The organism is Pseudomonas fluorescens (genome assembly GCF_019212185.1).
Classification (GTDB): Bacteria; Pseudomonadota; Gammaproteobacteria; order Pseudomonadales; family Pseudomonadaceae; genus Aquipseudomonas.
Genome location: NZ_CP078138.1, coordinates 2,151,683 through 2,176,719, shown reverse-complemented (window position 1 = coordinate 2,176,719; position 25,037 = coordinate 2,151,683). Strand labels below are relative to the sequence as shown.

The following is a 25,037-nucleotide window of genomic DNA, read 5'->3' as shown; positions in this document are numbered from 1 at the left end:
ACTTTTTTAGGCTCTCACTGGCTGGATCTGTCCATGCATACCCTTGCACAACTGCGCGCCGGCGAATTGGCAGGCATCAAACGACTGGACCTGGCGTGCGGCCTGACCGAGTTTCCCGAGGACATCTTCAACCTGGCAGACTCGCTCGAAGTGCTCAACCTCAGCGGCAACGCCCTGAGCCGGCTGCCCGACGACCTGTATCGGCTGACTCACTTGCGCGTGCTGTTCTGCTCGGACAACCAGTTCCGTGAGCTGCCCGCCTGCCTGGGCCAATGTGCGCAATTGAGCATGATCGGCTTCAAGGCCAATCGCCTTGAACGGGTGCCCGCCGCCGCACTGCCGCCGCAGTTGCGCTGGCTGATCCTCACCGACAACTGCATCAGCGAGTTACCGGACGAGCTGGGCGCCAGACCGCAGTTGCAAAAGCTGATGCTCGCCGGCAATCGTCTGCAGAGACTGCCGTCGAGCCTGAGTCAGTGCCACAAGCTGGAGCTGTTGCGCATTGCCGCCAACCGCCTGAGCGAACTGCCACAGTGGTTACTGACCCTGCCGGCGCTGGCTTGGCTGGCGTACGCCGGCAATCCGCTGGAATCGCAGGGCAACACAGACGCGCTGGCCAATACCGCGCCCATTCCCTGGCGCGAATTGACCCTCGGCCAATGCCTGGGCGAAGGGGCCTCGGGGGTGATTCACCAGGCAGCCTGGCAACCGCCCGAGGCAGCGGCGCAACAGGTTGCGGTCAAGCTCTACAAAGGGCAGATGACCAGTGACGGTTCGCCCTTGCATGAAATGCAGGCCTGCGTCACCGCAGGCCTGCACCCAAACCTGATTCGCATACTCGGGCGGGTGGTCGACCATCCCCGGCAGCAAGCGGGACTGGTGATGCAGTTGATCGCACCGAACTATCGCAATCTGGCAGCGTTGCCCAGCCTGGACTCCTGCAGCCGCGACCTGTATGCCCCTGGCACTCGATTCGCCCCATCCGTAGCCTTGAATATCGCCTGCGGCATCGCCTCGGCGGCCGGACACTTGCATGAGCAAGGCATTACCCATGGCGACCTGTACGGCCACAACACCTTGTATAACGAGCACGGTGACTGCCTGTTGGGCGACTTCGGCGCGGCCTCGTTCCATGCCACCGCCGACACCCTGGAAACCCGCGCGCTGCAACGCATCGAAGTGCGCGCCTTCGGGATTTTGCTGGGGGAATTGCTGGAACGTATCGACTCGGGCTTGAGCAACGAGCGACGTCAGGCGTTGTGGGCATTGCAGGAAGATTGCTGTCAGCCAGAGGTACTGGCACGACCTTGCTTCAAGGACATCCAGGCGGTATTACGCTCAGCCTGAACGGTGGCAAACGTGGAGCGGGGATCACCCGCTCCAGCCTGTCGGAGGGAATTAACCCGCCAAACCGACGAACATGTCCTGCACGTCGTCGTGGTTGTCCAGCCCTTCGAGGAAGGCTTCGACTTCTTCCATCTGCGCATCGGTCAGGCCGCTGACCGGGTTCTTCGGCTTGTAGCCCAGTTTGGCCGACAATACGGTGAAACCCTGGTCCGGCAGGGCTTTCTGCACCGCGTCCAGATCAGTGGCTTCGGTGATGAACAGGGTGGCGTTGCCTTCGCCCGGTTCGAAATCCTGGGCACCCGCTTCGATGGCGGCCATTTCCGGATCGGCGTCCGGGTTTGCCGGCTCGGCTTCGATCATGCCGACGTGGTCGAAATCCCAGGCCACGGAGCCGGATGCGCCCAGCTGGCCCTTACGGAAGGCCACACGGATTTCAGCGACGGTGCGGTTGATGTTGTCGGTCACGCACTCGACGATCAGCGGAACCTGATGCGGCGCGAAACCTTCGTAGGTCACACGGTGGTATTGGACCGTCTCGCCCAACTGACCCGAACCCTTCTTGATCGCACGTTCCAGGGTTTCACGGGGCATCGAGGCTTTCTTGGCCTGTTCAACTACCAGGCGCAAATGCGCGTTGGTCGAGATATCGGCACCGTTACGCGCAGCAATGGTGATTTCCTTCACCAGTTTGCCGAAGATTTTCCCCTTGGCGTTGGCTGCCGCTTCTTTGTGTTTAACCTTCCACTGTGCGCCCATTACTCACTCTCTTGATCAGTGGCGCCGAGACATCTATTGGCCGACGCTTTGCGCCAGTTTATACGGCAAGAAGTTGGCAATCGACCAAAAAGTTAATCCTGTGATCGACATATTCACACGCAGTTGTAGGGCTTTTCTGAAATGTGGTCCCGGACTGACTATTGGTGATTGTTGTTTCGTAACCTCTATGCCCGAACTTCACGGCAGAAGAGAGTTTGATGCTCAACGACATGGAAAGCCGCCCTACCCTGACCTTCACCACCACCGCCCAGCGCTTTATGGTGCGCCGTTTCAGCGGTCGCGAAGCCCTCAACCAGCTCTACCAGTTTGAGATCGATGTGGCGGGCCCGGCACTGGAACTGCAGCAATCACTGCATCAACCTGCTCTTCTCGCGCTGACTGCGCAGGCAATGATTCACGGCACCATTCACAGTGCGAGCCGGTATTACGAGGGTCCGCAGCACGTCGGCTATCGCCTGATGCTTGGCCCTCATCTGCGGGTCCTGGACCAGCCCCGGCGGCGTCGAATATGGCAGCAATCGAGTGTCCCGCAGATCCTGCGATGCTTGCTGCAAGAGCACCAGCTACCAGAGGACAGCTACCGTTTCGATCTGCCTCACGGCGTCTACCCACCTCGTGAACTGTGCATTCAGTACGCTGAAAGCGACCTGCAACTGCTGCACAGGTTGTGCGAAGAAGAAGGCATTCATTTTCACTTTGAACACCACCCGAAGCAGCATGTGCTGGTGTTTGCCGAGGACAGTGGCAGCTTCATTCGGCAGCCCCTCGAGACGCGCTTTGATCCTGGCGCGGTCCATGGTCATCCGCCGGTAATCCAGCAACTGACCCAATCCCTTGGCCGCCCCCACGATGTACTACACCCCACTTTGCGCCGAACTGATTTCCACGGCGCACCCTTCACGCTTGACGAAGCGGCCAATCAGTCTCACTGCGCCGCGCCCCCGTCCGGTGCGCGCCTCAGCCCCGCGCAAGCCCACCAGAACCAATTGGGACGACGCGAATTGGAGCGCCTGCGCTGCCTTGACCAACACATCGACGGACGCAGCACCGACGCAGCCATGAGTACCGGACGCATCCTGCAAGTCAGCGGACATCCACGGGCATCGCTCAATGACCAATGGCTGCTGTACGAGCTGCAGCACCATTTCCAGATGCCGGAGGACGGCCACACCGCTGCGTACCACAATCGCTTCAAGGCCATTCCCTGGTCGACCGAGTTCCGCCCACCCTTCAAGGCTGCAAAACCCTGCATCAACGGCTTGCAGATTGGCCGCGTCATCGAACCGGCGCGCCTCGACGACAACAATCGCCTGCAGGTCCAGCTGTGGCCAACGCATCCTGATGGGCACGCTGGCCAGGGCGTATGGCTACCAGTCATCCACAGCGGCAGCGGACAGGCGAATTTGCCGAAGGCCGGGAGCGACGTTCACGTCAGTTTCCTTGAGGGAGATCCCGATCGACCGGTGCTGTGTGCGACAGACACCTACGCCTGCGCCGGAGAGGAGCCGCAGTCCATCAGTCTTGCCGCCAATGGCAATGTGCTGCACATCAATCCGAACAGCATCACCTTGTCCGGCCCGATGCTCGATGGCCTTTCGGCCGGCGCCTCGGAGCCAGCCGTCACCGATGAAGCCAACCCGGCACCGGAGCAACCATGGCGCAGTGAGATTTATCTGTTTGAACGACCGCCGGCGACCAGCGACCGCCTGGCTGATACGCCCTGGTACATCGTGCGCATGCCCGACTCAGGTATCACCCGTGCGGGAAGTCTCGAGCAAAAGGACGTTTTGATCCACGGCACCAGTTCGGAGCATGGCGAACTCGCGCTGAGCGTCCAACAGAAGACCCGCCTGGCGTCCGAGTTCGCGCGCACTCCCGAGCAACTTTGCCTCATGTATTCGGGACACTGCGTGCTGTTGGCAGAATATGTCCGGCAACACTGGGACAGTCGGCAACGCCTGGCACTTATCGAATGCGCCAGGTCGGCCGAGCGGCATCAGCGCTGCGCGGAAAATCATCTGCTGTTCGAATGGCTGTTGCCGCCGTCCGGCAAGGCAACGTGAAGCTCATCAGCCCTTGTCGGCCTTGCCAGCAGCGGCGGCAAACTTCGCCAGGTGCTGGTCCAGCCGCCGAGGTCGCCGGCCGTGATCCTCCGCCCGCTCCTTGCGGCGGATCGCATTGCGCACAATCAGCGAACCCAGGTAGCGAATCGGTTCCGGCGGAAAGTAGCCCAGTGGCCCGTTGACCAGCGGCGATCGAGTCCAGGGGTTGTCCAGGCCCAACACCATTGACGAAAGGATCTGCCCGCCCATGTGGCAGGGTCCGACACCGCTCCCGGAGTAGCCAAAGCCATAAAACACATTGCCGCTGGCACTCATTTGCCCGAAAAACGGCAGGCCGGTCACTGAGCGATCCGAAGGTCCGTTCCAGGTGGCCGCCACCGGCACCTCGGCGAATGCCGGGAAGAACTGCGCCAGGCTGGTGCGCAACAATCCGGCGTAGGGAGACGGCTGATCGAACACCGGCAGCATTTTGCCGCCGTAGGCAAAGGTATTACCGCCCTTGCCGAGCATGATCCGGCCATCCGGGGTGTTGTGGTAGTAGTGCACGAAAATCCGCGAGTCGAGGACCGTCACGCCGCTAGTCAGGCCAATCGACTTGAGCAAATCCGGACGCGGTTCGGTGATCAGCATGTCGCTGGAAACAATCGCCACGCTGCGCTCGAAACGCGGAAAGGCGCGGGCCATCCAGGCGTTCATCGCCAGCACCACGCGCCCCGCGCGAATCCGCCCGAGCAGTGTCTTGATCACTGCCGGGCGGCCTTCTTCAAGGCCGATCATGGCGGTGTTTTCATGAATCCGCACACCCAGTTGCAACGCCACCCGCCGCAGACCACGCACCAGTTTGCCCGGCTGCACACTGGCGGCTGCCGGGGAAAACCAACCTTCCAGGTGCTGACTCGAACCGGCCATGCGCTGTACGTCGGCCAGCGGACGCTTGCTGAACGAATTGATGCCCTGTCGCTCCAGCGCACTGATGACGCTGTCGGTCGCCCCGCATTGGGCGCGATTGGTCGCGGTGTAGAGCGTACCGTCGAGGCGAAAGTCGGCGTCCACCGCGTACTGTTCGCAAAAAGCCCCGATGGCATGGATGCTCTGCTCCGACGCCTTGACCAGTCGCACTGCCTCCTCGACGCCGAACAGGCGCTCCAGGGTGAAGTACTTGGCCGACCAGGACAGCGCGCAACCACCGTTGCGACCACTGGCGCCGGCTCCGCAAATATCGGCCTCGATCAACAGGACATCGAGGTCGGGTTGCTGCTGCTTGAGCATGATCGCCGTCCACAAGCCAGTGTAACCGCCACCGACAATGCACACCTCGGCGTGGGTATCACCGGCCAGGGGTGAGCTGGCTGCCGATGTTTCGGCGTCCAGTGCCTGGGCAAGCCAAAAGGGTCTCATGGTCTATCTCCTGTTTCGTGGGCACAGCCCCGCCGACGACCAGATCATGGCCGTCAACAGGATCTGTAGACAGCGGGATCAGGTGCGCAGTGGCTTGATCGCCATTGGCGTGTTGGGGACGTAGGCGTTATCGGTCCTGAGCGCGGCCGGCCGACTGTTCCAGTGTGGAATCAGCACCAGCGCGGAGAACATGGCGCAACCGGCGAACACGATGAACACCGTGACGGTGTCGAAATAACCTGGCAGCAGACCGCCCAGAATCGCGCCCACCGAGCCGCAGCCATTGACGAAACCTGCGGCCGTGGCGCCAGCCCTGGCGGTGCCGAAATCAATCGCCGCCGCGCCGCTGATCATCGAGTCCGGTCCATACAGGGTCAGGCCCATGACAAACAACAGCGCCACCACCAACAGTACGCTGCCGGTATGCAGGGCGCCCATGAACAGCGCCAGGGTAACCGTCAGGGCCAACAGACTGAGGACACAGGCCGGCATGCGCCGCGCACCGAACAATTTGTCCGAGGCCAGGCCCAGCAGGATCGGCCCGAGCAAGCCGGCGAGTTCGAACGCGGTGGGAATGATCGCAGCGCCGACTTTGCCCACCGAGGGCATTTGCTCGAAGACAATCACCGGTCCCCATAACAGGATCGCGTAACGCGCCGGCTTGAGCATGAAGTACGCCAGGCCCAGGGTCAGTACCGTGCGATTGCGCAAAATGTCTCGCAGCGGCGCCAATACACTGACCTTGCCTTGCGCCTGGACTTCCTCGGCACTGAGCTGCGGTTCCGGCTCAACGGCGGGCAAGCCGACGTCTTCGGGCTTGTTGCGCTGAAAGATAAAGAACAGCAGCGCGACGAACGCCACCACCACCGCGCTGGAGATAAACGCCGCGTGCCAGCTGCCGATGTAGGTATAGGCCCACCATCCGGCAAAGGGCGATGCCACCAGCCCGCCGAAGGCGTAGCACGAACTCCAGAGCCCCAGTACCCGTCCTCGCTGTTGAGCGGGGTAAAAACTGCCGATGTTCTTGCACAGCCCCGACCAGCCGGTGGACTGCGCCAGGCCCTGAATCAGCATGCAGGTGGCAAAGATCGGCAAGGTGGCGAAGCTGCCCATCACCACTGCCGCCGCAGCGGAAATCAACAACCCGCCGAGCACCACCACCCGTGGCCCAAAGCGGTCAGCGAGCATGCCCCAGGCGAATTGCCCGACGGCATAGGCCGCGAGGTAGATCGCATCAAGGTTGGCCATGGCCATTTTGTCGAGGTGGAAGGTAGGGTCCTCGCCGATACCCAGCTTGGCCACCGAGAAGGCTTTTCGAGTGAAGTAAAAGGCTGCGTATGCGAGCCAGGTGATGGCGAAGATTTGCACGCGCCAACGCTTGATGGAGCCGATGTGCTTATTCATTGTGGATCTGACCTCAGGGTGTGAGTGTGCCGGCAGATTCAGAAAGCAAAACGCCTGTGTTTTTATTGTTAAGCACTGCGGCAAGACCTCTTTCATTGAAGCCTTACCGGTCAGATGAGTCCTGTTCCATCCCTGTCTCGAGATTTCCATGCGCGCCAGGATCATGGCCATCACCGCAAGTCGAACGACCCGTCGGCGACAGTTACAGCGATAAAAACAATTACTGATTAATAAGTGAAATCGATTTATCGTATTTCAAATATAAGCACAGCTTGTAAGAGGCCTTCCGATGTCGGTATCCCACACCCAGCTCAAGGCTTTTCATGCGGTCGCTCAGCATGGCAGCTTCACCAAGGCTGCCGAACGCCTGTTCCTGACCCAACCGGCGATTTCCGATCAAGTGCGCAAACTCGAAGAACGCTTCGGCGTTTTGCTGTTTCATCGCAACAAACGCTCGGTACGCCTCACCGACCTGGGCGAACGCCTGCTGAATATCACCCAGCGCCTGTTCGTCATCGAAGCGCAAGCCCACGAACTGCTGCAAGACTCCCAGGCTCTGCAAACCGGCAGCCTGATCCTCGCGGTGGATGCGCCGGTGCACGTGCTGCCGCAGATCGCCCGCTTCTGCGAGCGCTACCCCGGCATCAGCGTGAAGATTGAAACCGGCAACACCGACGAATCGTTGTTTCGGCTGTTCAACTATCAGGCTGACCTGGCGTTGCTCGGCCGCGATGTCAGCGACGAACGCCTGCTGTCGTTACCTCTGCGCGACGATCCGATGGTTGCCTTCGTCTCGCGTAATCACCCATGGGCAGATCGCGAGTCCATCTGCCTGGCGGACCTGGATGACACACCACTGGTTTTGCGCGAAGTCGGCTCGGTGACCCGCCAGACCCTGGAAGAAGAAATGGCTCGAGCCGGCTTTCGCATCCGCCCGGCGATCTCGGTGGAAGGCCGCGAAGCCGCCCGCGAGGCGGTGGTGGTGGGGATTGGCGTGGGGGTGGTGTCGGCCGCCGAGTTTGGCGCCGACGCGCGGGTCTGCGCGCTGCCGATCATCGACTGCACCCGGCGCCTGACCGAGACCCTGGTCTGCCTGCGCGAACAGAGCTCACGACGGGTGGTGGCGACGTTCCTGCAAATGGTCCGCGAAAGCCTGGAGTAACAGAGTCAGCCCCTAAGTTGCAGGTGCCAAGGCAAAAAACGCCTGAATCAGACGCAAGTCCCGACGGCGCTCCAGGCACCCCAGTAAGTGGCGATTGAGCAGCCCTTCGCCAACAATCGGCACAGCGCACACCCGCGGGTCGGGACTGACCTCCACCGATGCCACCACCCCGACCCCCAACTGCGCCGCCACCGCTTCGGTCACCGCCTCGCGGCTGTCCAGTTCCAGCAGCACCCGTGGGCTGATGCGTGCCTGGGCACAGGCCTCGTCGAATGTGCGACGGGTGATCGAACTCGGTTCGCGCAAGACCATGATCACCTGATCCAGTTGCTTGAGTGCCACCCCCTCGGCTTGCGCCCAGGGATGTCCCTGCGGCACCAACGCGCACATCCTTGATTCGGTGAGCGCCTGCAAATGCAGGCCCTTGCGCGGATCGACTTCGGTCAGCACGGCGACGTCGGCGTGTTCCGACAGCAGCGCTGCCAGGGTTTCCTGGGCATTGCCCAGCCGCAGGTTGACGGTAATGCCCGGATAACGGGCACGCAGGCTGGCAAGCATCGGCATGACCATGTGCGGACCATCGGCGGCGACCTCCAGGCGCCCGGTCAGTAACTGGCGATTGGCTTCCAGCAGCACCTGGGCCTCATCGGCCAGGCCGAACATGGCCCGGGTGATCGCCGCCAGCTTGATCCCCTCCTCGGTCAATTCGACCCGTCGCGCAGTGCGCCGCAACAAGGTGATCTGGTAGTGCTCTTCCAGCGCCTTGATGTGGCCCGTCACCGCCGGCTGGCTGATGAACAGGCGGCTCGCGGCCCGGGTGAAGCTGCCTTCACGGGCGACCGCATCAAAAGCACGCAACTGGAACAGGTTCATGAATAAGCCTCACTGATGGCTGGCATAACAACAAACAATTTGATTGATGGCAGCGCAAATTGCAATTTATCTCCCGTAGCTTCATCCCATCGAACGCGAGGACACGAGAATGAGTACTGCCGAACCGATCCTGCTCACCCCCGGCCCACTGACCACATCGGCCCGCACCCGTCAGGCGATGATGGTTGATTGGGGTTCATGGGATGACCGCTTCAATCAATTGACCGCCAGCCTGTGCGAACAACTGCTGGCCATCGTCAACGGCGCCGACAGCCACCACTGCGTGCCCCTGCAAGGCAGCGGCACCTTCGCGGTCGAAGCGGCAATCGGCACCCTGGTGCCACGTGATGGCAAGGTGCTGGTGTTGATCAATGGGGCCTACGGCAAGCGCCTGGCGAAGATCTGCGAAGTGCTGGGTCGCTCGTTCAGTACCTTTGAAACCGCCGAAGACGAACCCACCACTGCCGCCGACGTCGACCGCCTGCTGCAGGCCGATAACAGCATCACTCACGTGGCGTTGATCCACTGCGAAACCAGCACCGGGATCCTCAATCCCCTGCCGGAAATCGCCGAGGTCATCGCTCGCCACGGTAAACGCCTGATCATCGACGCCATGAGCTCTTTCGGCGCGCTGCCGATCGACGCGCAGCAGGTGCCGTTCGACGCCTTGATCGCCGCCAGCGGCAAATGCCTGGAAGGCGTGCCCGGCATGGGTTTCGTCTTCGCTAACAAGGCCGCGCTGGCCAGCGCCGCCGGCAACTCTCATTCGCTGGCCATGGACCTGTTCGACCAGCACAGCTATATGGCCAAGACCGGGCAATGGCGCTTCACCCCGCCTACCCACGTGGTCGCGGCGCTGCACGAAGCCCTGCTGCAATACAACGAAGAAGGCGGCCTGGCCGTGCGCCATCAGCGCTACGCCGCCAATTGCCAGGTGCTGTTGGAAGAAATGGCCCGACTCGGCCTGCGCAGCTTCCTGCCAGCGGCGATCCAGGCACCGATCATTGTCACCTTCCATGCGCCGAAGGACCCGCGCTATCAGTTCAAGGAGTTCTACGAACGGGTCAAGGCCAAGGGATTCATCCTTTATCCGGGCAAATTGACCCAGGTGGAAACCTTCCGCGTGGGCTGCATTGGCCACGTCAACGGCGCCGAGATGCGAGCTGCCGTCGCCGCGGTGGCCGACGTGCTGCGGGAAATGGAAGTCCTGGATATCTGATTCACACCCAATCCTGCATAAAACCGCCATCTCGCTCAGGAACTTACTCACCATGAACTACACCAACCCAACCCAACTGCAAGCCGCCATCCTCGACTGGGCCGGCACCGTGGTCGATTTCGGCTCTTTCGCCCCAACCCAGATTTTTGTCGAAGCGTTCGCCGAGTTTGACGTCCAGGTCTCCATCGAAGAGGCCCGCGGGCCAATGGGCATGGGCAAGTGGGACCACATTCGCACCCTGTGCGATCAGCCGGAAGTGGCAGAACGTTATCGCAAGGTCTTCGGCCGCACCCCGACCGACGATGACGTGACCGCCATCTACCAGCGCTTCATGCCCCTGCAGATCGAAAAAATCGCCGAACACTCGGCGCTGATTCCCGGCGCCCTGGAGACCATCGCCCAGTTGCGTCAGCAGGGGATCAAGATCGGTTCATGCTCCGGTTATCCGAAGCAGGTCATGGACAAGGTCGTCGAACTGGCCGCGACCAATGGCTACATTGCCGATCATGTGGTCGCCACCGACGAAGTGCCCAACGGTCGCCCATGGCCAGCCCAGGCCCTGGCCAACGTCATCGCCCTGGGCATCGACGACGTCGCCGCCTGCGTGAAGATCGACGACACCGTGCCGGGCATTCTCGAAGGCCGTCGCGCCGGCATGTGGACCGTGGCGCTGATCTGCTCGGGCAATGCCCTGGGCCTGACGTATGAGGGTTACCGCGCCCTGGCCAGCGACACCCTGGCCAGCGAGCGCACGCGTATTCACGGTCTGTTCGAAGGTTCGCGCCCGCACTACATGATCGACACCATCACCGATCTGCCGCAGGTCATCGCTGATATCAACCAGCGCCTGGCCCGGGGCGAGATGCCGCAAAGCAGCTGAATGCGAGCACTTGTCAATCACGCCAGCCATTGATAACGGCTGGCGTTTTCATTTACGCCCAATCCCCGTATCAGAGCCCTCGGAGGCTGACAAAAGCTTGATCTGATCCCAACACATCCGCGCAAACAGGATTACAGTTAAAGCACTCCGTCACAGAAGAACGGAACGCTTCAGACCTGACTAGCGAGGAACCACCGTATGCCCTGGAAGAACTCCGACTCACGCTACAGCACCGTCTCGATCGCGCTGCACTGGTTGATGCTGGTGCTGCTGGTCGTGGTGTATGCCACCATCGAACTGCGCGGGATCTTTCCCAAGGGCAGTGGTGGCCGGACCCTGATCAAGGAAGCTCACTTCATGCTCGGTCTAACCGTATTCGTGCTGGTCTGGCTGCGCCTGTTCGCCCGCAGTCTGGGCGTCGCTCCGAAAATCATCCCGGCACCGCCGCAGTGGCAAAGCCTGATGGCCACACTGATGCACATCGCCCTGTATGTTTTCATGATCGGCATGCCGATTCTCGGTTGGATGACCACCAGCGCCGCTGGCAATCAGGTGATGTTCTACGGTATCGACTTGCCGTTGCTGATGTCCGAGAACAAGGATCTGGCCAAGCAACTGCAGGGTTGGCACGTGCTGGGCGGGACCATCGGTTATTGGCTGATCGGCCTGCACGCCTTGGCCGGTATTGCCCATCACTACTATTACCGCGACAACACCCTGCTGCGCATGATGCCCAAGCGCAACTAGCCCACGAAGCCCCGGCGGCCTTGCAAGCCGCCGGTGTGCACGAAAATCAGCCGCGTTCCTGCGGCGAATCGCCCGCCTTCGACCTGTTGTTTGAGCGCCAGCAGCGCCTTGCCGGTGTACAACGGCTCCAGCGCCACACCACTGGCAAGCTCGGTCTCGGCAATGAACGCCAGAAGCTGCGGATCGACTTTGGCAAAACCGCCACGACTGCCATCAAGCAGCTCATAACCGCTATCGGGTAACGCGCCTTCATGGAGGATCGCTGTAATCTGCTGCGCCACGCCATGATCCGCCGGCACGGCCAGCACCCCGTACAGCGGACGTCGCCCGCCTTCAGCCAATATCAGCCCTGCCGCCGTGGTGCCGGTGCCACAGGCCAGCCACCAGCCATCGTGGTCATGCCAGCCCAGGCTGTGCAGTTGCTGCTCGACCAGCGTCAATAACTGCCCACAGCCCCGCGCCCCAAGGATTCCCCCACCGCCTTCCGGCACCGCCCGGAAACCCGGGTACTGCGTCAGCCACGGAATCCAGAAATCCGCCGCATGCCGCGCGCGATAGCCGCCGTAGCCCAACCAATGCAGCTGCATGCCCAAGGCCTGCAAATCGGCCACGGTGGCCGTTTCCTGAGGATGCCCGCGCAGCAGGCCGACGGTGGCGAAACCAAAGCGTTTACCCGCCGCCGCCAGGGCATGCAGGTGATTGGACCAGGGGCCGCCCAGGCTGATGATGCCCTGAGCGTGGGACTCGCTGGCGAGTTTGAGGTGCTCGACCAGCTTGAACCACTTGTTGCCGTTGATCAGCGGATCCATAAGGTCCAGGCGCAACACTGCCACCTCGACTCCGGCACGACGCAGCCAATCCAGGTGCAGGGGTTCGAGCGGGGCGTGAGGTCGCCAGTCAGAAGGGAGAAACATCGGTGGCCGGCTCGGGGAGAAATAGCCCGGATGTTAGCAGCTTCCCTCTCCCCCTCGCCGACCCGCCGGCGAATTACAGCTCGGCCGCCAGGCGCGAACCCTGGTTGATGGCGCGCTTGGCATCGAGCTCTGCGGCCACATCGGCGCCGCCGATCAAGTGCACGTTCTGCCCGGCAGCCACCAGGCCATCATGCAGCTCACGCAAAGGGTCCTGACCGGCGCAGATCACGATGTTGTCCACCGCCAGCACCTGCGGCTCGCCGGTTTCGCCAATGCGAATGTGCAGGCCCTGATCGTCGATCTTCAGGTACTCGACACTGTTGAGCATCTGCACCTGTTTGTTCTTCAACCCGGTGCGGTGAATCCAGCCGGTGGTCTTGCCCAGGCCATCACCCACCTTGGATTTCTTGCGCTGCAACAGGAACACCTGGCGCGCCGGAGCATGGGGTTGGGCCTGGATTCCGGCGACACCGCCGCGTGCTTCAAGGTGGGTGTCGATGCCCCACTCCTTCCAGAACGCCTCACGGTCCTGACTGGTGGCGACCCCCTGGTGCACGAGGAACTCGCTGACGTCGAAACCGATACCGCCAGCACCGATCACCGCGACGGTCTGACCGACCGGTTTGCGCTGCAGGATCACATCCAGGTAGCTCAGCACCTTGGCATGCTCAACCCCAGGAATGGCTGGCGTGCGCGGTGCGATACCGGTGGCAAGGATCACTTCATCAAAGCCACCGGCCACGAGCTGGGCCACATCGACCCGGGTGTTCAGGCACACCTCGACGTGGGTGGTCTGCAGCTTGCGGTTGAAATAGCGCAGGGTTTCGAAGAACTCTTCCTTGCCCGGCACACGCTTGGCGACGTTGAACTGGCCACCGATTTCACTGGCCGAATCGAACAGCGTCACCTGATGCCCACGCTCGGCCGCCACAGTTGCCGCCGCCAGACCGGCAGGCCCGGCACCCACCACGGCAATTTTCTTGATCTGCTGCACGGCCAGGTAGTTGAGTTCGGTCTCGTGACAGGCACGCGGGTTGACCAGGCACGAGGTCAGCTTGCCGCCGAAGGTGTGGTCCAGGCAGGCCTGGTTGCAACCGATGCAGGTGTTGATTTCGTCGGCGCGACCAGCAGCAGCCTTGTTGACGAAGTCGGGGTCGGCGAGGAATGGCCGGGCCATGGAGACCATGTCAGCGTCGCCCTCAGCGAGAATCTGCTCGGCGACCTCCGGGGTGTTGATGCGGTTGGTGGTGATCAGCGGAATGCTCACCGAACCGCGCAGCTTGGCCGTGACCTTGCTGAAGGCGGCGCGTGGGACCTTGGTGGCGATGGTCGGGATTCGCGCTTCGTGCCAGCCGATGCCGGTGTTGATAATGGTCGCCCCGGCCTGCTCGATAGCCTTGGCCAACTGGACGATTTCTTCCCAGGTGCTGCCGCCTTCCACCAAGTCGAGCATCGACAGGCGGAAAATGATGATGAAGTTCGGACCCGTGGCTTCACGCACCCGACGAACGATTTCCACCGGCAGGCGCATGCGGTTTTCGTAGCTGCCGCCCCAGCGATCAGTGCGGTGGTTGGTGTGGGCGGCGAGGAACTGGTTAATGAAATAACCTTCCGAGCCCATGATCTCGACGCCGTCATACTCGGCTATTTGCGCCAGTGTCGAGCAGGTGACGAAATCGCTGATCTGTTTCTCGATTCCCTCCTCGTCCAGCTCCTTGGGCTTGAACGGGTTGATCGGTGCCTGAATGGCGCTCGGCGCGACCTGTTTCGGGCTGTAGGCATAACGCCCGGCGTGGAGGATCTGCATGCAGATCTTGCCCCCCGCCTCGTGCACGGCACGGGTGACGATCTGATGCTTGAGCGCTTCTTCGTGGGTGGTCAGCTTGGCCGCGCCCGAATACACCCCGCCCTCATCGTTCGGGCCAATGCCGCCCGTGATCATCAGCCCCACGCCGCCACGGGCGCGCTCGGCAAAATAGGCCGCCATGCGCTCGAAGCCGCCGGGTTTTTCCTCAAGGCCGGTGTGCATCGAACCCATCAGGGTACGGTTGCGCAGCGTGGTAAAACCCAGGTCCAGCGGGGCCAGAAGGTGCGGGTATTGAGCGGCGGTCATTGGAAACTCCACAACGAGCAATCACGGAAAAAGTGCGGGCGCTCATGGGCGTCCATCAGTTATGTGGCACAGACTAAGATCAGGCATGGCGACGCTCAATGACCGAAACTGACAAGTTATTGATCCAAATGCGCAGCAGCCCTTGGCATTCATCTGCCACAGGCCTACCCTAGTCAGCGAATCCTGCACACGGTTGATCCGACGTTTTCCCATGCGCAAACTTTTGTACCTGACCCTGTCCATGGCCCTGGTCGCCGTTATCACCAGCTATGCCATGTGGACCACCGAACGCCCGGCGGGTCACTATCTGTCTGACCTGCGCATCCAGCTTGCGGTCGACCAGGGGGTGCCGGGTGACCGTGGCAATCTCTTGGGCATCCAGCCCCAACTGTTCCCCACTGACTATCAAAGCCCCGAGCGCCTGCACCGCAAGCTCGCTGCCTATCTGCAACAAGCTCGTGATCTCGGCCTGCTCAATGCGAAGACCGTGGTGGTACTGCCGGAGCATGTCGGCACCTGGTTGATGGTCAGCGGCGAAAAGGATGAGTTGTATCAGGCCGCCACCTTTGACGAAGCCATGAATTGGTTGGCAGCGAGCAATCCGCTGCCATTCCTGCGCGCCTGGGTGACGGCCAAGGGCGACAGTCGTGTGGCTGACGCTCACCTGCGGATGAAGGCAAAGAACATGGCCCGGCAGTATCAGGCCCTGTTCGGCGGCCTGGCCCGGGAGTTCCAGGTGACGCTGGTGGCGGGCAGTATTGTTCTGCCTGAGCCAAGGGTCGAAGACGGTAGCCTGAAGATCGGCCGCGGGCCGTTGTACAACGCCAGCCTGGTGTTTGGTCGCGATGGTTTGCCACTGGGCCAGCCGCAGCGCCAGATAAGCCCGAGTGTCGAAGAGCGAACATTTATCCAGGCCGACGCCGAGCAGACACTGACGGTCGTCGACACCCCTGCCGGACGCCTGGGCATATTGATCGGCAATGACAGTTGGTACCCCGGCAATTACCGCATGCTCAACGAACAAGGCGCCACGCTGATCGCCGTGCCGGCGTTTGTCAGCGGTCGCGGCACCTGGGACAAACCCTGGCGTGGCTATCAGGGGCCATCGACGCCGAGTGAAATCAGTCTCAAACCCGGCGAACTCAGCGAGGGCCAGGCCTGGCATCGCCTGACGCTCACCAGTCAGCAACCCATCAGCCAGGCCCGCGCCGGGATCAGCGTGTTCCTGCGCGGGCAGTTCTGGGATCGGGGCAATGCCGGCCAGAGTTTCCTCAGCAGCAATGGCCAGCATTTCGCCGACGGCGAGGCGCGTGGAGCGCGCCTGCTGAACCTCTGGTTGTAAGCCATGAAGCCATTGCCCATGCGCCTTGGCGACCTGTCCGTGGGCTTCATCCACAGCCTGGCAGATGCGGTACGCAGCCATGGCCTCGACCCACAACCCCTGCTCGAACAGTACGGCCTGGATGCCGCCCGCCTGGCAGAACCGGGGGCTCGGTTATCGATACCGCGCTATATGCGCCTGGGCCATGCCGCGATCCAGTTGACCGGTAATCCGGCACTGGGCCTGCGCATGGGCCAGCTCAGCCGTCTGAATCAACTCGGCCTGGCCGGCGTCACCGCCGCCCAGGCCCCCACGGTGCGTGAAGCAGCCCGCTGCATCAGTCGCTTCGAAGCCCTGTACGGTTCCAACTATCGGGGCCAATCGAGCTTCCACGAAGACACCTGTGGCGCCTGGCTGCGGTTCTATTCGATCAGTCCCTACAACACCTACAACCGCTTTGTAGTGGACTCGGTCATTGCCAGTTGGCTGCATCAGCTGTCCAGCATCAGCGACGCGCCCTTGCGCGCCGAGCGCGTTGAGATCGAGTTTCCACAGCCTGATTACCATGGGGATTACGCCCTGCTCGGTGATTGCGCCTTGCAGTTCGGCGCTGAACATAACCAATTGCGCCTCAGCCAGGACAGCCTGGCCCAGCGCAATCCTGCCCATTGCCCGAGCACCTGGCGCCTGTTGCTGAACTTGTGCGAGCGAGAACTGGAGCAGATGACCCGTACTCGCACCCTGCGCGAGCGCATTACTTCGTTACTGGGGCCATTGCTCAATGGCGGTCGGGAACCCGACCTGGAAGAAGTGGCGGCACGCCTGAAGCTGCCCACCTGGACCTTGCGCCGCAAGCTCGCCGAAGAAGGTACGCAATTTCGCGCGATTCTCAACGACACTCGCCGCGACCTGGCAATGACCTATATCCGCGACACGGAACTGGCGTTCGGCGAAATCGCCTACCTGCTGGGGTTTGCCTCGGCTGAAGCTTTTCAGCGCGCCTTCAAACGCTGGAACAGCCAGACGCCGGGTGAGTTTCGCCGCAGTCACCGGCAATCGGCATAACCGCGGTTACAACTCGGTGGCGTCGTCCGCTGGCTCCAGCGGGTCGAGTTCGAAAGCCTGATATTCGAGCAGCTCTTCCTGATAATCGTCCATAGCACCCTTCTCCTGAATCCCGTTGATACGCGTTAAAATACTGACCTGCATCGGCAGCATAAAGTGCCAGCGTGAAAGAAAAATGACGTCAGTACGCAGTGGCGCCTGCTACTTATAAAAACGTAGCAGGCACTGGGGAATTTATCACGGGGTTGACTCGGCAGATTTTGACCGCCGTCAAGGTTGCCGAGGCAGGTCGCGAACCGCCGGTTACAGGCCCGAGGCCGGCAAGGCCGGAATCGGCTCGGAGGGCGGCGGCAAGGACTCCGGGTTGCTCGGCGCGGTGATCACTTCGGGAGCCGCTTCTGGCGTGGTTTCAACTTTGCTGTCGGGAGTGATCGGCGCCGCCTCGGGCGGTGGCGCAACCGGTTCGGACACCGTAGGTGCGACCGGCTCTGCGGCTGCCGGGATCACTGGAGCCGCTTCGATCGGGGCGGGCTCAGCGGCTGGCGGCGTCGATGCCGGCACCACAGGCGCCGCCTTGGGCTCCGGCACGCCGAGGTCGGTCTGGGGTTTTTCGCTGATGTGCGCAGCTTTCTTCACTTCAGGCGGCAGAAAGACTTCGACCAGGGCAAAGAAGCGCTCGTAGAACTTGGCCGCGGTTACGGTTTCACTGGCAACCTTGACCATCGAATCATCGGACGAACCGATCGGCATCGACACCGACCCCAAAACGCCAACCCCCAGGCTGGCCGAGTTGTTGGTCTTCTTCAGCGCGTAGCGATCCTGCAGGGCATTGGCAAACATCGTCGCATGATGGCTGCTGTCTTCGGCGCAGACCACGCTGAAGCTGATCTCCATGTGCGTGTCGCCGGTCTGCTGGAAGCTCTTGTGCCCGCTGATCAATTTCGGATCGGAGCTGGTGATGATGTAGCCCTGGCTCAGCAATGCACGGCGTGCCGCCTCGCAGGATGCCGTGTCGGTCACCGGGTATTTGCGCGAAAACGTCCCGGAATCATCGAAGTTCTCATGCTCATAGATGGCCTGGTCCTTGGAGCAACCGGCCATGGCTGCCAGCATCAGCGCCAGTCCGGCGGCACGCAGAGGAAATGATGTGAACATTGAACATCCTGATGAAAACGATCCGGGGCGTATTGTGCAACAGATCGCCGGCTGACGGGGCGCGTGTCTTGCACGGGCGACAGTCTACTGACCATCAATTGCTGAAAAAAGTCGCCTGTATGGGCAATAAAACAAAAACCCCGACGAGATGGCCGGGGTTTTCGTTGACAACACAGCGCGTCAGTCAGGCATCAGTAATGCTTGACGTCTGCCTGGCTTTCCAACTGCTTGCGGTATGCCGCAAAGTCCTGCTGACCGACGCGCGAGGCGAGGTAGCGACGGTACTCGGCTTTCTCTGCATCGGTTGGCGCCGCGGCTTCGTTGACACCGTTGAGGCGCACGATCACCAGGCTGCCGTCCGGCAGGGTCACGCTGCTGAAGGTCGGTTTGTCCTTGGCAGCAGGCTTGGGCATGCGGAACAAGGCCTGCAGCACGGTCGGATCGACGCCTTCCTGGCCACGGGTGGCCGCTTCGGTGACTTTCCAGCTCAGGCTGCCCGGGGCGGTCTTGCCGTCGCGCAGGCTGGCAACCAGCTCATCCGCCTTGGCCTTGGCCGCGGCACTGGCGTGCTCCTTGATCAGTTGCGCGCGGATAGCGGTATCAACGCTGGCCAGCGGCAGTTGCTCTGGCTTGCGGTGCTCCTTGGCACGCAGCACGATCACGGTTTCCGGATCCAGCTCGATCGCCCCACTGTTAGCGCCTTCATCCAGCACTTCCGGGCTGAACGCCGCCGTGATCACTGCACGGTTGGCGGCAACACCTTCACCACCTTCGCGGCCAAATGGCGCGCTGGTGTGGACGGTCAGCTTCAGATCGGCAGCCGGCTGGGCCAGGTCGGAGGCTTCGAACGACGAGTCTTCCAGTTGCTTGGTCGCTTCGACAAAACGCTGCTCGACCTGTTGGGTTTTCGCTTCACGAGTCAGCTTGTCTTTCAGGCTGGCAAAACTCGGCACTTCTGGCGCTTCCACACCCAACAGCTTGATCAGGTGATAACCGAAACTGGAGCGAACCGGTGCCGAGACCTGGTCTTTGTTCAGCGCGTACAGCGCGGTTTCAAAGGCCGGATCGTAGACGCCTGGACCTGCATAACCGAGGTCACCGCCATTGGCAGCCGAACCCGGATCCTGGGAGAACTCCTTGGCCAGGGCCTCGAAGCTTTCGCCTTTAGCCAGGCGCGCCTGCACGTCTTCGATCTTGGCCTTGGCTTGCGCCTCGCTGACCTTGTCGTTGACTTCAATCAGAATGTGCGCAGCCCGGCGTTGTTCGGCCAGGTTGGCGATTTCTTTCTGATAGGCGTCCTGCAACTCTTCGTCTTTCACTGCAACCTGATCAAAGAACGACGACTTTTTCAGCTCGAGGTAATCAATGACCACCTGATCCGGGGTCATGAATTCCTTGGCGTGTTCGTCGTAGTAAGCCTTGACCTCTTCGTCGGTGAGTTTCACCGCGGCCGGGTCGGCCTTGACGTTCAGGGTAGCGAAATCGCGGGTCTGTTTTTCCAGACGGGCAAATGCCAGCACCTGGGCATCGGTTACAAAGCCACTGCCTGCCAGGCCAGCACGCAGTTGGCCGATCAGCATTTCCTGAGCCAGCATCTGGCGGAATTGCATGCGGCTATAGCCCAACTGACGAATCACCTGGTCGAAACGCTCAGGGCTGAACTTGCCATCAACCTGGAACTCAGGGGTCATCAGGATCACTTGGTCCAACGCAGCTTCGGAGAAAGCGAACTTGGAGTCGTGGGCGCCCTGCAGCAGCAGTTTGCGATCGATCAGGCCCTTGAGCGCTGAATCACGCAGCATTTTTTCGTCGAGCAAGGAAGCATCGAAGTCCTTGCCCAACTGTTGCATGAGCTGGCGACGTTGCATGTCGACCGCCTGGCTCAGCTCGTTCTGGCTGATTTCTTCACCATTGACCTTGGCCACGTCGTTTTTATGCGTGGTGGCCTGGAAAATGGCGTCGAAACCGGTCAGGGCCATCAGTGCAACGATGACCCCAATAATAGTCTTGGCAATCCAGCCTTGTGAATTGTCCCTGATATTCTGCAGCATGCGTCCCCCAGAAACGGTTGAACTTCAAAATTAGGCAACCGTGGAGCGTGGGTAGAATCCGGATAGAAGAAAGGCGCATCCGAGGATGCGCCTTCTCGTAACTGGCGGAGCGGACGAGGGCTCGAACCCGCGACCCCCGCGTAATCGGTGGGTATTCTGACCAACCGAACTACCGCTCCGCTGCCAAGTCAGGAATGACCCCGACCCGGATAGGCAAAAAACCGACTGAAGCTTAGTTAACCGCTTCTTTCAGTGCTTTACCGGCTTTGAAACCTGGCTTTTTGGCAGCTGCGATTTCCAGAGTCTTGCCGGTCTGTGGGTTACGACCGATGCGAGCTGGACGATCGGTCACGGAGAAAGTACCGAAACCTACCAGAACTACAGAGTCGCCGGCCTTGAGAGCGCCAGTGACGGATTCGATTACTGCGTCCAGCGCACGGCCAGCAGCAGCTTTCGGGATATCAGCGGATGCAGCGATAGCATCAATCAGTTCCGACTTGTTCACTCTAAGTCCCCTTATATCTATATGAGATGATTCTAAGTTTTTTGGTAAAAGCAAAAACCAGTGCTGAATGGCCTACAGGCACTAAAGAGCCGCTTTATAACAAGGGCTCTAAAAAGCTGTCAAGGAAGCCCCCCAGGCTAATACGTATTAATGCGTGCTAATTCTTTCCTTAGAGTCAGACTCTCGCTTTTCATCCTTCGCAACTATCTCCGGAGCCACATCGGGCAAGGGCTCCGGCGCGTATTGCAGCGCAATTTGCAGGACCTCGTCAATCCATTTAACCGGTTTAATCTGCAGATCCCGCTTGATATTGTCGGGAATCTCCTTCAAATCTCGCACGTTCTCTTCGGGAATGATCACTGTCTTGATCCCGCCGCGATGAGCCGCCAGCAGTTTTTCCTTGAGACCACCAATGGCCAGCACCTGGCCACGCAAGGTGATCTCACCGGTCATGGCCACGTCGGCACGTACCGGAATGCCGGTCAGGGCCGAAACCAGGGCCGTGCACATGCCTATACCGGCACTAGGGCCATCTTTGGGAGTCGCCCCTTCCGGCATGTGGATGTGGGTGTCGCGCTTCTCGTGGAAGTCCAGAGGGATCCCCAGGCTCTTCGCCCGGCTACGCACGACGGTTTGCGCGGCAGTGATCGACTCGACCATCACATCGCCCAGCGAGCCGGTCTTGATCAGTTGACCCTTGCCCGGTACCACGGCGGCTTCAATCGTCAGCAACTCGCCGCCGACCTGTGTCCAGGCCAGACCAGTCACTTGACCCACCTGATCCTGTTGCTCGGCCAGACCATAACGGAATTTGCGCACGCCGAGGAAGTGCTCGAGCATGTCCGCCGACACCTTCACCGCGAAGCGTTTTTCCAGTGCATGTTCCTTGACCGTCTTGCGGCAAACCTTGGCAATCTGGCGCTCCAGCCCACGCACACCGGCCTCGCGAGTGTAGTAGCGAATGATGTCGCGGATCGCCTCGACTTCAAACTCCAGCTCGCCTTTTTTCAGGCCGTTGGCTTGAATCTGCTTCGGCGAAAGGTATTTGACGGCGATGTTGATCTTTTCGTCTTCGGTGTAACCCGGCAGGCGAATCACTTCCATCCGGTCCAGCAACGCTGGCGGAATGTTCATCGAGTTCGAGGTGCAGAGGAACATCACGTCGGACAGGTCGTAGTCGACTTCCAGGTAGTGATCGTTGAAATTGTGGTTCTGCTCGGGGTCGAGCACTTCCAGCAATGCCGACGCCGGGTCACCACGCATGTCGCTGCCCATCTTGTCGATTTCATCGAGCAGGAACAGCGGGTTGCGCACGCCCACTTTCGTCATCTTTTGAATCAATCTTCCTGGCATCGAACCGATGTAAGTACGCCGATGGCCACGGATTTCCGCCTCGTCACGCACGCCGCCCAGGGCCATACGTACGAATTTGCGGTTGGTGGCATTGGCAATCGACTCCGCCAGGGAGGTTTTACCCACGCCAGGAGGACCGACCAGGCACAGCACAGGGCCGCGAATCTTCTTCACGCGCTTTTGCACGGCGAGGTATTCGAGGATCCGCTCTTTGACTTCTTCCAGACCATAGTGGTCGGCGTCGAGAATGTCTTCGGCACGGGCCAGGTCCAGACGTACCTTGCTCTGGGCTTTCCACGGCACCTGTACCAGCCAGTCCAGGTAGGAGCGCACCACCGTGGCTTCGGCAGACATCGGCGACATCTGCTTGAGCTTGTTCAGCTCAGCCGTAGCCTTAGCCAGAGCATCCTTGGGCAGGCCCGCAGCATCGATGCGCTTTTTCAGCTCTTCGACTTCGTTGTGGCCTTCTTCGCTGTCGCCCAGCTCTTTCTGAATGGCCTTCATCTGCTCATTCAGGTAGTACTCGCGCTGACTGCGCTCCATTTGTTTCTTAACCCGACCGCGAATGCGCTTTTCAACCTGCAGCAGGTCGATTTCGGCATCCAGCAGGGCCAACACGTGCTCGACACGGGCCGACAGATCGAGGATCTCGAGGATTTCCTGCTTCTGTTCGATCTTCAGCGCCATGTGCGCAGCCATGGTGTCGACCAGGCGGCTCGGCTCATCGATGCTGTTGAGCGACGACAGGACTTCGGCGGGGACTTTCTTGCCCAGTTGAACGTATTGTTCGAACTGCGACAGCAATGTGCGGACGAACACTTCCGACTCGCGCTCAGGCGCGTCGACTTCGTCGATCAGCGAAACTTCGGCACGGCAATGGCCGTCCACTTCCATGAAACGTTCGACAGCACCACGCTGCTCGCCCTCGACCAGCACCTTGACGGTGCCATCAGGCAGCTTCAGCAGTTGCAGCACAGTGGCAATCGTGCCGACCCGGTAGAGTGCGTCTTCGCCGGGATCGTCGTCAGCAGGGTTTCTCTGGGCCAGCAGGAGGATCTGCTTGTCGCCCGTCATCGCGGCCTCGAGGGCTTCGATAGACTTCTCGCGCCCCACGAACAGCGGGATAACCATGTGCGGATACACCACGACATCACGCAATGGCAGGAGAGGCAATTCGATGGTTGTCTTCATGATTTCGCCTCTACGGCGGCCGTACGGCCGGAAACAGATGGAATTAAGCTTGAAGCCAAGATGGGGGCTGCTTTCGAAAAAAACAAGCGGATAACGTAAGCACGGCAAAGATCGTGTGAAAGCGCACTGAAACCTTGCCGATTCCCCATAAAAGCAAAGGGGCCCGAAGGCCCCTTCTTTAAACCGCCAGTGCGACGCTTACGCGTCTGGCGCTGCCTTGGCAGTCGGCTCACTGTTTTCATAGATATACAGTGGCTTGGACTTGCCTTCTATAACGCTTTCGTCGATCACAACTTTACTCACCTCGGACTGCGAGGGGATTTCGTACATTGTGTCGAGCAGAACGCCTTCGAGGATCGAGCGCAATCCGCGAGCACCGGTTTTGCGTTCCAGGGCACGCTTGGCGACCGATTTCAGCGCATCGGCGCGGAATTCCAGGTCTACGCCTTCCATCTCGAACAGCTTGGCATACTGTTTGGTCAGAGCATTTTTCGGCTCGGTGAGGATCTGCATCAGCGCAGCCTCGTCGAGCTCGTCCAGCGTCGCCAGCACCGGCAGACGACCGACGAATTCCGGGATCAGACCGAACTTGACCAGATCGTCAGGCTCGACTTCACGCAGGGATTCACCGACTTTCTTGCCTTCTTCCTTGCTGCGAACTTCTGCGTTGAAGCCGATGCCGCCTTTGGTGGAACGGTTTTGGATAACCTTTTCCAAGCCGGAGAACGCACCGCCGCAGATGAACAGGATGTTACGGGTGTCGACCTGCAGGAACTCCTGCTGCGGATGCTTGCGACCACCTTGAGGCGGAACGGAAGCGACCGTGCCTTCGATCAACTTGAGCAGGGCCTGCTGCACGCCTTCACCGGAAACGTCACGGGTGATCGACGGGTTGTCGGACTTGCGCGAAATCTTGTCGATTTCATCGATGTAGACAATGCCCATCTGGGCTTTTTCCACGTCGTAATCGCATTTCTGCAGCAGCTTCTGAATGATGTTCTCGACGTCCTCACCCACGTAGCCAGCCTCGGTGAGGGTGGTTGCGTCGGCGATGGTGAACGGAACGTTCAGCAAGCGGGCCAGGGTTTCGGCAAGCAGAGTCTTACCCGAGCCTGTCGGGCCGATCAGCAGGATGTTGCTCTTGCCGAGTTCGACGTCGTCGTTCTTTTTGTCACGCTGGTTCAAGCGCTTGTAGTGGTTGTACACCGCTACGGCCAGAATCTTTTTGGCACGTTCCTGACCAATTACATACTGGTCAAGGATGCCGCTGATTTCTTTAGGCGAAGGCAATTTATGCGCGCTGCTCTCTGCCTGTGCTTCCTGCACCTCCTCGCGGATGATGTCATTGCACAGGTCGACGCACTCGTCGCAGATAAAGACCGAGGGGCCGGCAATCAATTTGCGCACTTCATGCTGGCTTTTGCCACAGAAGGAGCAATAGAGCAGCTTGCCGTTGTCCTCGCCGTTGCGGGTGTCAGTCATTCGTTCGATCCAAATCC

Annotated in this window: 20 protein-coding genes and 1 tRNA gene; 8 read left to right on the top strand and 13 right to left on the bottom strand. The window is 60.6% G+C overall.

Annotated features, from left to right (window positions below):
• Positions 1-33: 33 nt before the first annotated feature.
• The gene (locus KW062_RS09800; RefSeq protein WP_105755344.1) at positions 34-1,347 is read left to right on the top strand and encodes a leucine-rich repeat-containing protein kinase family protein; all 1,314 of its coding nucleotides are present in this window, start codon (positions 34-36) and stop codon (positions 1,345-1,347) included.
• A gap of 51 nt (positions 1,348-1,398) precedes the next feature.
• Here the strand turns inward: KW062_RS09800 and KW062_RS09795 are convergent, their stop codons facing one another.
• Positions 1,399-2,103 carry a YebC/PmpR family DNA-binding transcriptional regulator gene (locus tag KW062_RS09795; RefSeq protein ID WP_027618792.1) on the bottom strand — a complete coding sequence of 235 codons (705 nt, stop codon included), beginning with the start codon at positions 2,101-2,103 and terminating at the stop codon, positions 1,399-1,401.
• Between the two features lie 218 nt (positions 2,104-2,321).
• On the opposite strand from KW062_RS09795, the gene KW062_RS09790 reads away from it, so the two are divergent.
• The gene (locus KW062_RS09790) at positions 2,322-4,187 is read left to right on the top strand and encodes a type VI secretion system Vgr family protein (RefSeq protein WP_105755345.1); all 1,866 of its coding nucleotides are present in this window, start codon (positions 2,322-2,324) and stop codon (positions 4,185-4,187) included.
• A gap of 6 nt (positions 4,188-4,193) precedes the next feature.
• On the opposite strand, the gene KW062_RS09785 is transcribed toward KW062_RS09790, so the two are convergent.
• Together KW062_RS09785 and KW062_RS09780 are read right to left on the bottom strand one after the other, a co-directional pair.
• Complete coding sequence (locus KW062_RS09785; protein WP_027618791.1) at positions 4,194-5,585, bottom strand: FAD-dependent oxidoreductase; 1,392 nt, start codon at positions 5,583-5,585, stop codon at positions 4,194-4,196.
• A gap of 78 nt (positions 5,586-5,663) precedes the next feature.
• A complete protein-coding gene (locus KW062_RS09780) occupies positions 5,664-6,989 on the bottom strand; it encodes an MFS transporter (protein WP_027618790.1) in 1,326 nt (441 codons plus the stop codon).
• Between the two features lie 289 nt (positions 6,990-7,278).
• Here KW062_RS09780 and KW062_RS09775 point away from each other — a divergent pair, with 289 nt between their 5' ends.
• On the top strand, positions 7,279-8,151 hold the full coding sequence (locus KW062_RS09775) for a LysR family transcriptional regulator (protein ID WP_027618789.1): 873 nt from the start codon (positions 7,279-7,281) through the stop codon (positions 8,149-8,151).
• A 12-nt stretch (positions 8,152-8,163) separates the two neighbouring features.
• Here KW062_RS09775 and KW062_RS09770 read toward each other — a convergent pair whose 3' ends face one another.
• On the bottom strand, positions 8,164-9,024 hold the full coding sequence (locus KW062_RS09770; protein WP_027618788.1) for a LysR substrate-binding domain-containing protein: 861 nt from the start codon (positions 9,022-9,024) through the stop codon (positions 8,164-8,166).
• Positions 9,025-9,133: 109 nt separating this feature from the next.
• Between KW062_RS09770 and KW062_RS09765 the strand changes: the two genes are divergently transcribed.
• The 3 genes from KW062_RS09765 (at position 9,134) to KW062_RS09755 (ending at position 11,870) form a co-directional block, all read left to right on the top strand.
• Positions 9,134-10,243: a 2-aminoethylphosphonate--pyruvate transaminase gene (locus KW062_RS09765; RefSeq protein WP_027618787.1), complete on the top strand. Its 1,110-nt coding sequence runs from the start codon at positions 9,134-9,136 to the stop codon at positions 10,241-10,243.
• A gap of 52 nt (positions 10,244-10,295) precedes the next feature.
• Entirely contained in the window at positions 10,296-11,123 is an 828-nt protein-coding gene (gene phnX, locus KW062_RS09760; protein ID WP_027618786.1) for a phosphonoacetaldehyde hydrolase, read from the top strand.
• 198 nt (positions 11,124-11,321) lie between these two features.
• Complete coding sequence (locus tag KW062_RS09755) at positions 11,322-11,870, top strand: cytochrome b (RefSeq protein ID WP_105755346.1); 549 nt, start codon at positions 11,322-11,324, stop codon at positions 11,868-11,870.
• Here the strand turns inward: KW062_RS09755 and KW062_RS09750 are convergent.
• Both KW062_RS09750 and KW062_RS09745 read right to left on the bottom strand, forming a co-directional pair.
• The gene (locus KW062_RS09750) at positions 11,867-12,784 is read right to left on the bottom strand and encodes a 1-aminocyclopropane-1-carboxylate deaminase/D-cysteine desulfhydrase (protein WP_105755347.1); all 918 of its coding nucleotides are present in this window, start codon (positions 12,782-12,784) and stop codon (positions 11,867-11,869) included. The two genes, KW062_RS09755 and KW062_RS09750, sit on opposite strands and share 4 nt — an antisense overlap.
• Before the next feature lie 73 nt (positions 12,785-12,857).
• Positions 12,858-14,897 (bottom strand): NADPH-dependent 2,4-dienoyl-CoA reductase, encoded by a 2,040-nt coding sequence (locus KW062_RS09745; protein WP_105755348.1) that lies wholly within the window; start codon positions 14,895-14,897, stop codon positions 12,858-12,860.
• Positions 14,898-15,108: 211 nt separating this feature from the next.
• Between KW062_RS09745 and KW062_RS09740 the strand changes: the two genes are divergently transcribed.
• Both KW062_RS09740 and KW062_RS09735 read left to right on the top strand, forming a co-directional pair.
• Positions 15,109-16,239 carry a nitrilase-related carbon-nitrogen hydrolase gene (locus tag KW062_RS09740; protein ID WP_027618782.1) on the top strand — a complete coding sequence of 377 codons (1,131 nt, stop codon included), beginning with the start codon at positions 15,109-15,111 and terminating at the stop codon, positions 16,237-16,239.
• A 3-nt stretch (positions 16,240-16,242) separates the two neighbouring features.
• Positions 16,243-17,283: an AraC family transcriptional regulator gene (locus KW062_RS09735; protein WP_105755349.1), complete on the top strand. Its 1,041-nt coding sequence runs from the start codon at positions 16,243-16,245 to the stop codon at positions 17,281-17,283.
• 6 nt (positions 17,284-17,289) lie between these two features.
• On the opposite strand, the gene KW062_RS09730 is transcribed toward KW062_RS09735, so the two are convergent.
• The 7 genes from KW062_RS09730 to clpX form a co-directional block, all read right to left on the bottom strand.
• The gene (locus KW062_RS09730) at positions 17,290-17,436 is read right to left on the bottom strand and encodes a hypothetical protein (protein WP_177433270.1); all 147 of its coding nucleotides are present in this window, start codon (positions 17,434-17,436) and stop codon (positions 17,290-17,292) included.
• A gap of 150 nt (positions 17,437-17,586) precedes the next feature.
• A complete protein-coding gene (locus KW062_RS09725; protein ID WP_105755350.1) occupies positions 17,587-18,438 on the bottom strand; it encodes a DUF2242 domain-containing protein in 852 nt (283 codons plus the stop codon).
• Between the two features lie 191 nt (positions 18,439-18,629).
• Positions 18,630-20,489: a SurA N-terminal domain-containing protein gene (locus tag KW062_RS09720; RefSeq protein WP_105755351.1), complete on the bottom strand. Its 1,860-nt coding sequence runs from the start codon at positions 20,487-20,489 to the stop codon at positions 18,630-18,632.
• Positions 20,490-20,591: 102 nt separating this feature from the next.
• Positions 20,592-20,668, bottom strand: a tRNA-Asn gene (locus KW062_RS09715).
• 53 nt (positions 20,669-20,721) lie between these two features.
• Positions 20,722-20,994: an HU family DNA-binding protein gene (locus KW062_RS09710; protein WP_002552737.1), complete on the bottom strand. Its 273-nt coding sequence runs from the start codon at positions 20,992-20,994 to the stop codon at positions 20,722-20,724.
• Positions 20,995-21,141: 147 nt separating this feature from the next.
• Complete coding sequence (lon, locus tag KW062_RS09705) at positions 21,142-23,538, bottom strand: endopeptidase La (RefSeq protein WP_027618778.1); 2,397 nt, start codon at positions 23,536-23,538, stop codon at positions 21,142-21,144.
• A gap of 198 nt (positions 23,539-23,736) precedes the next feature.
• Positions 23,737-25,020 carry an ATP-dependent Clp protease ATP-binding subunit ClpX gene (clpX, locus tag KW062_RS09700; protein WP_027618777.1) on the bottom strand — a complete coding sequence of 428 codons (1,284 nt, stop codon included), beginning with the start codon at positions 25,018-25,020 and terminating at the stop codon, positions 23,737-23,739.
• Between the last annotated feature and the right edge of the window lie 17 nt (positions 25,021-25,037).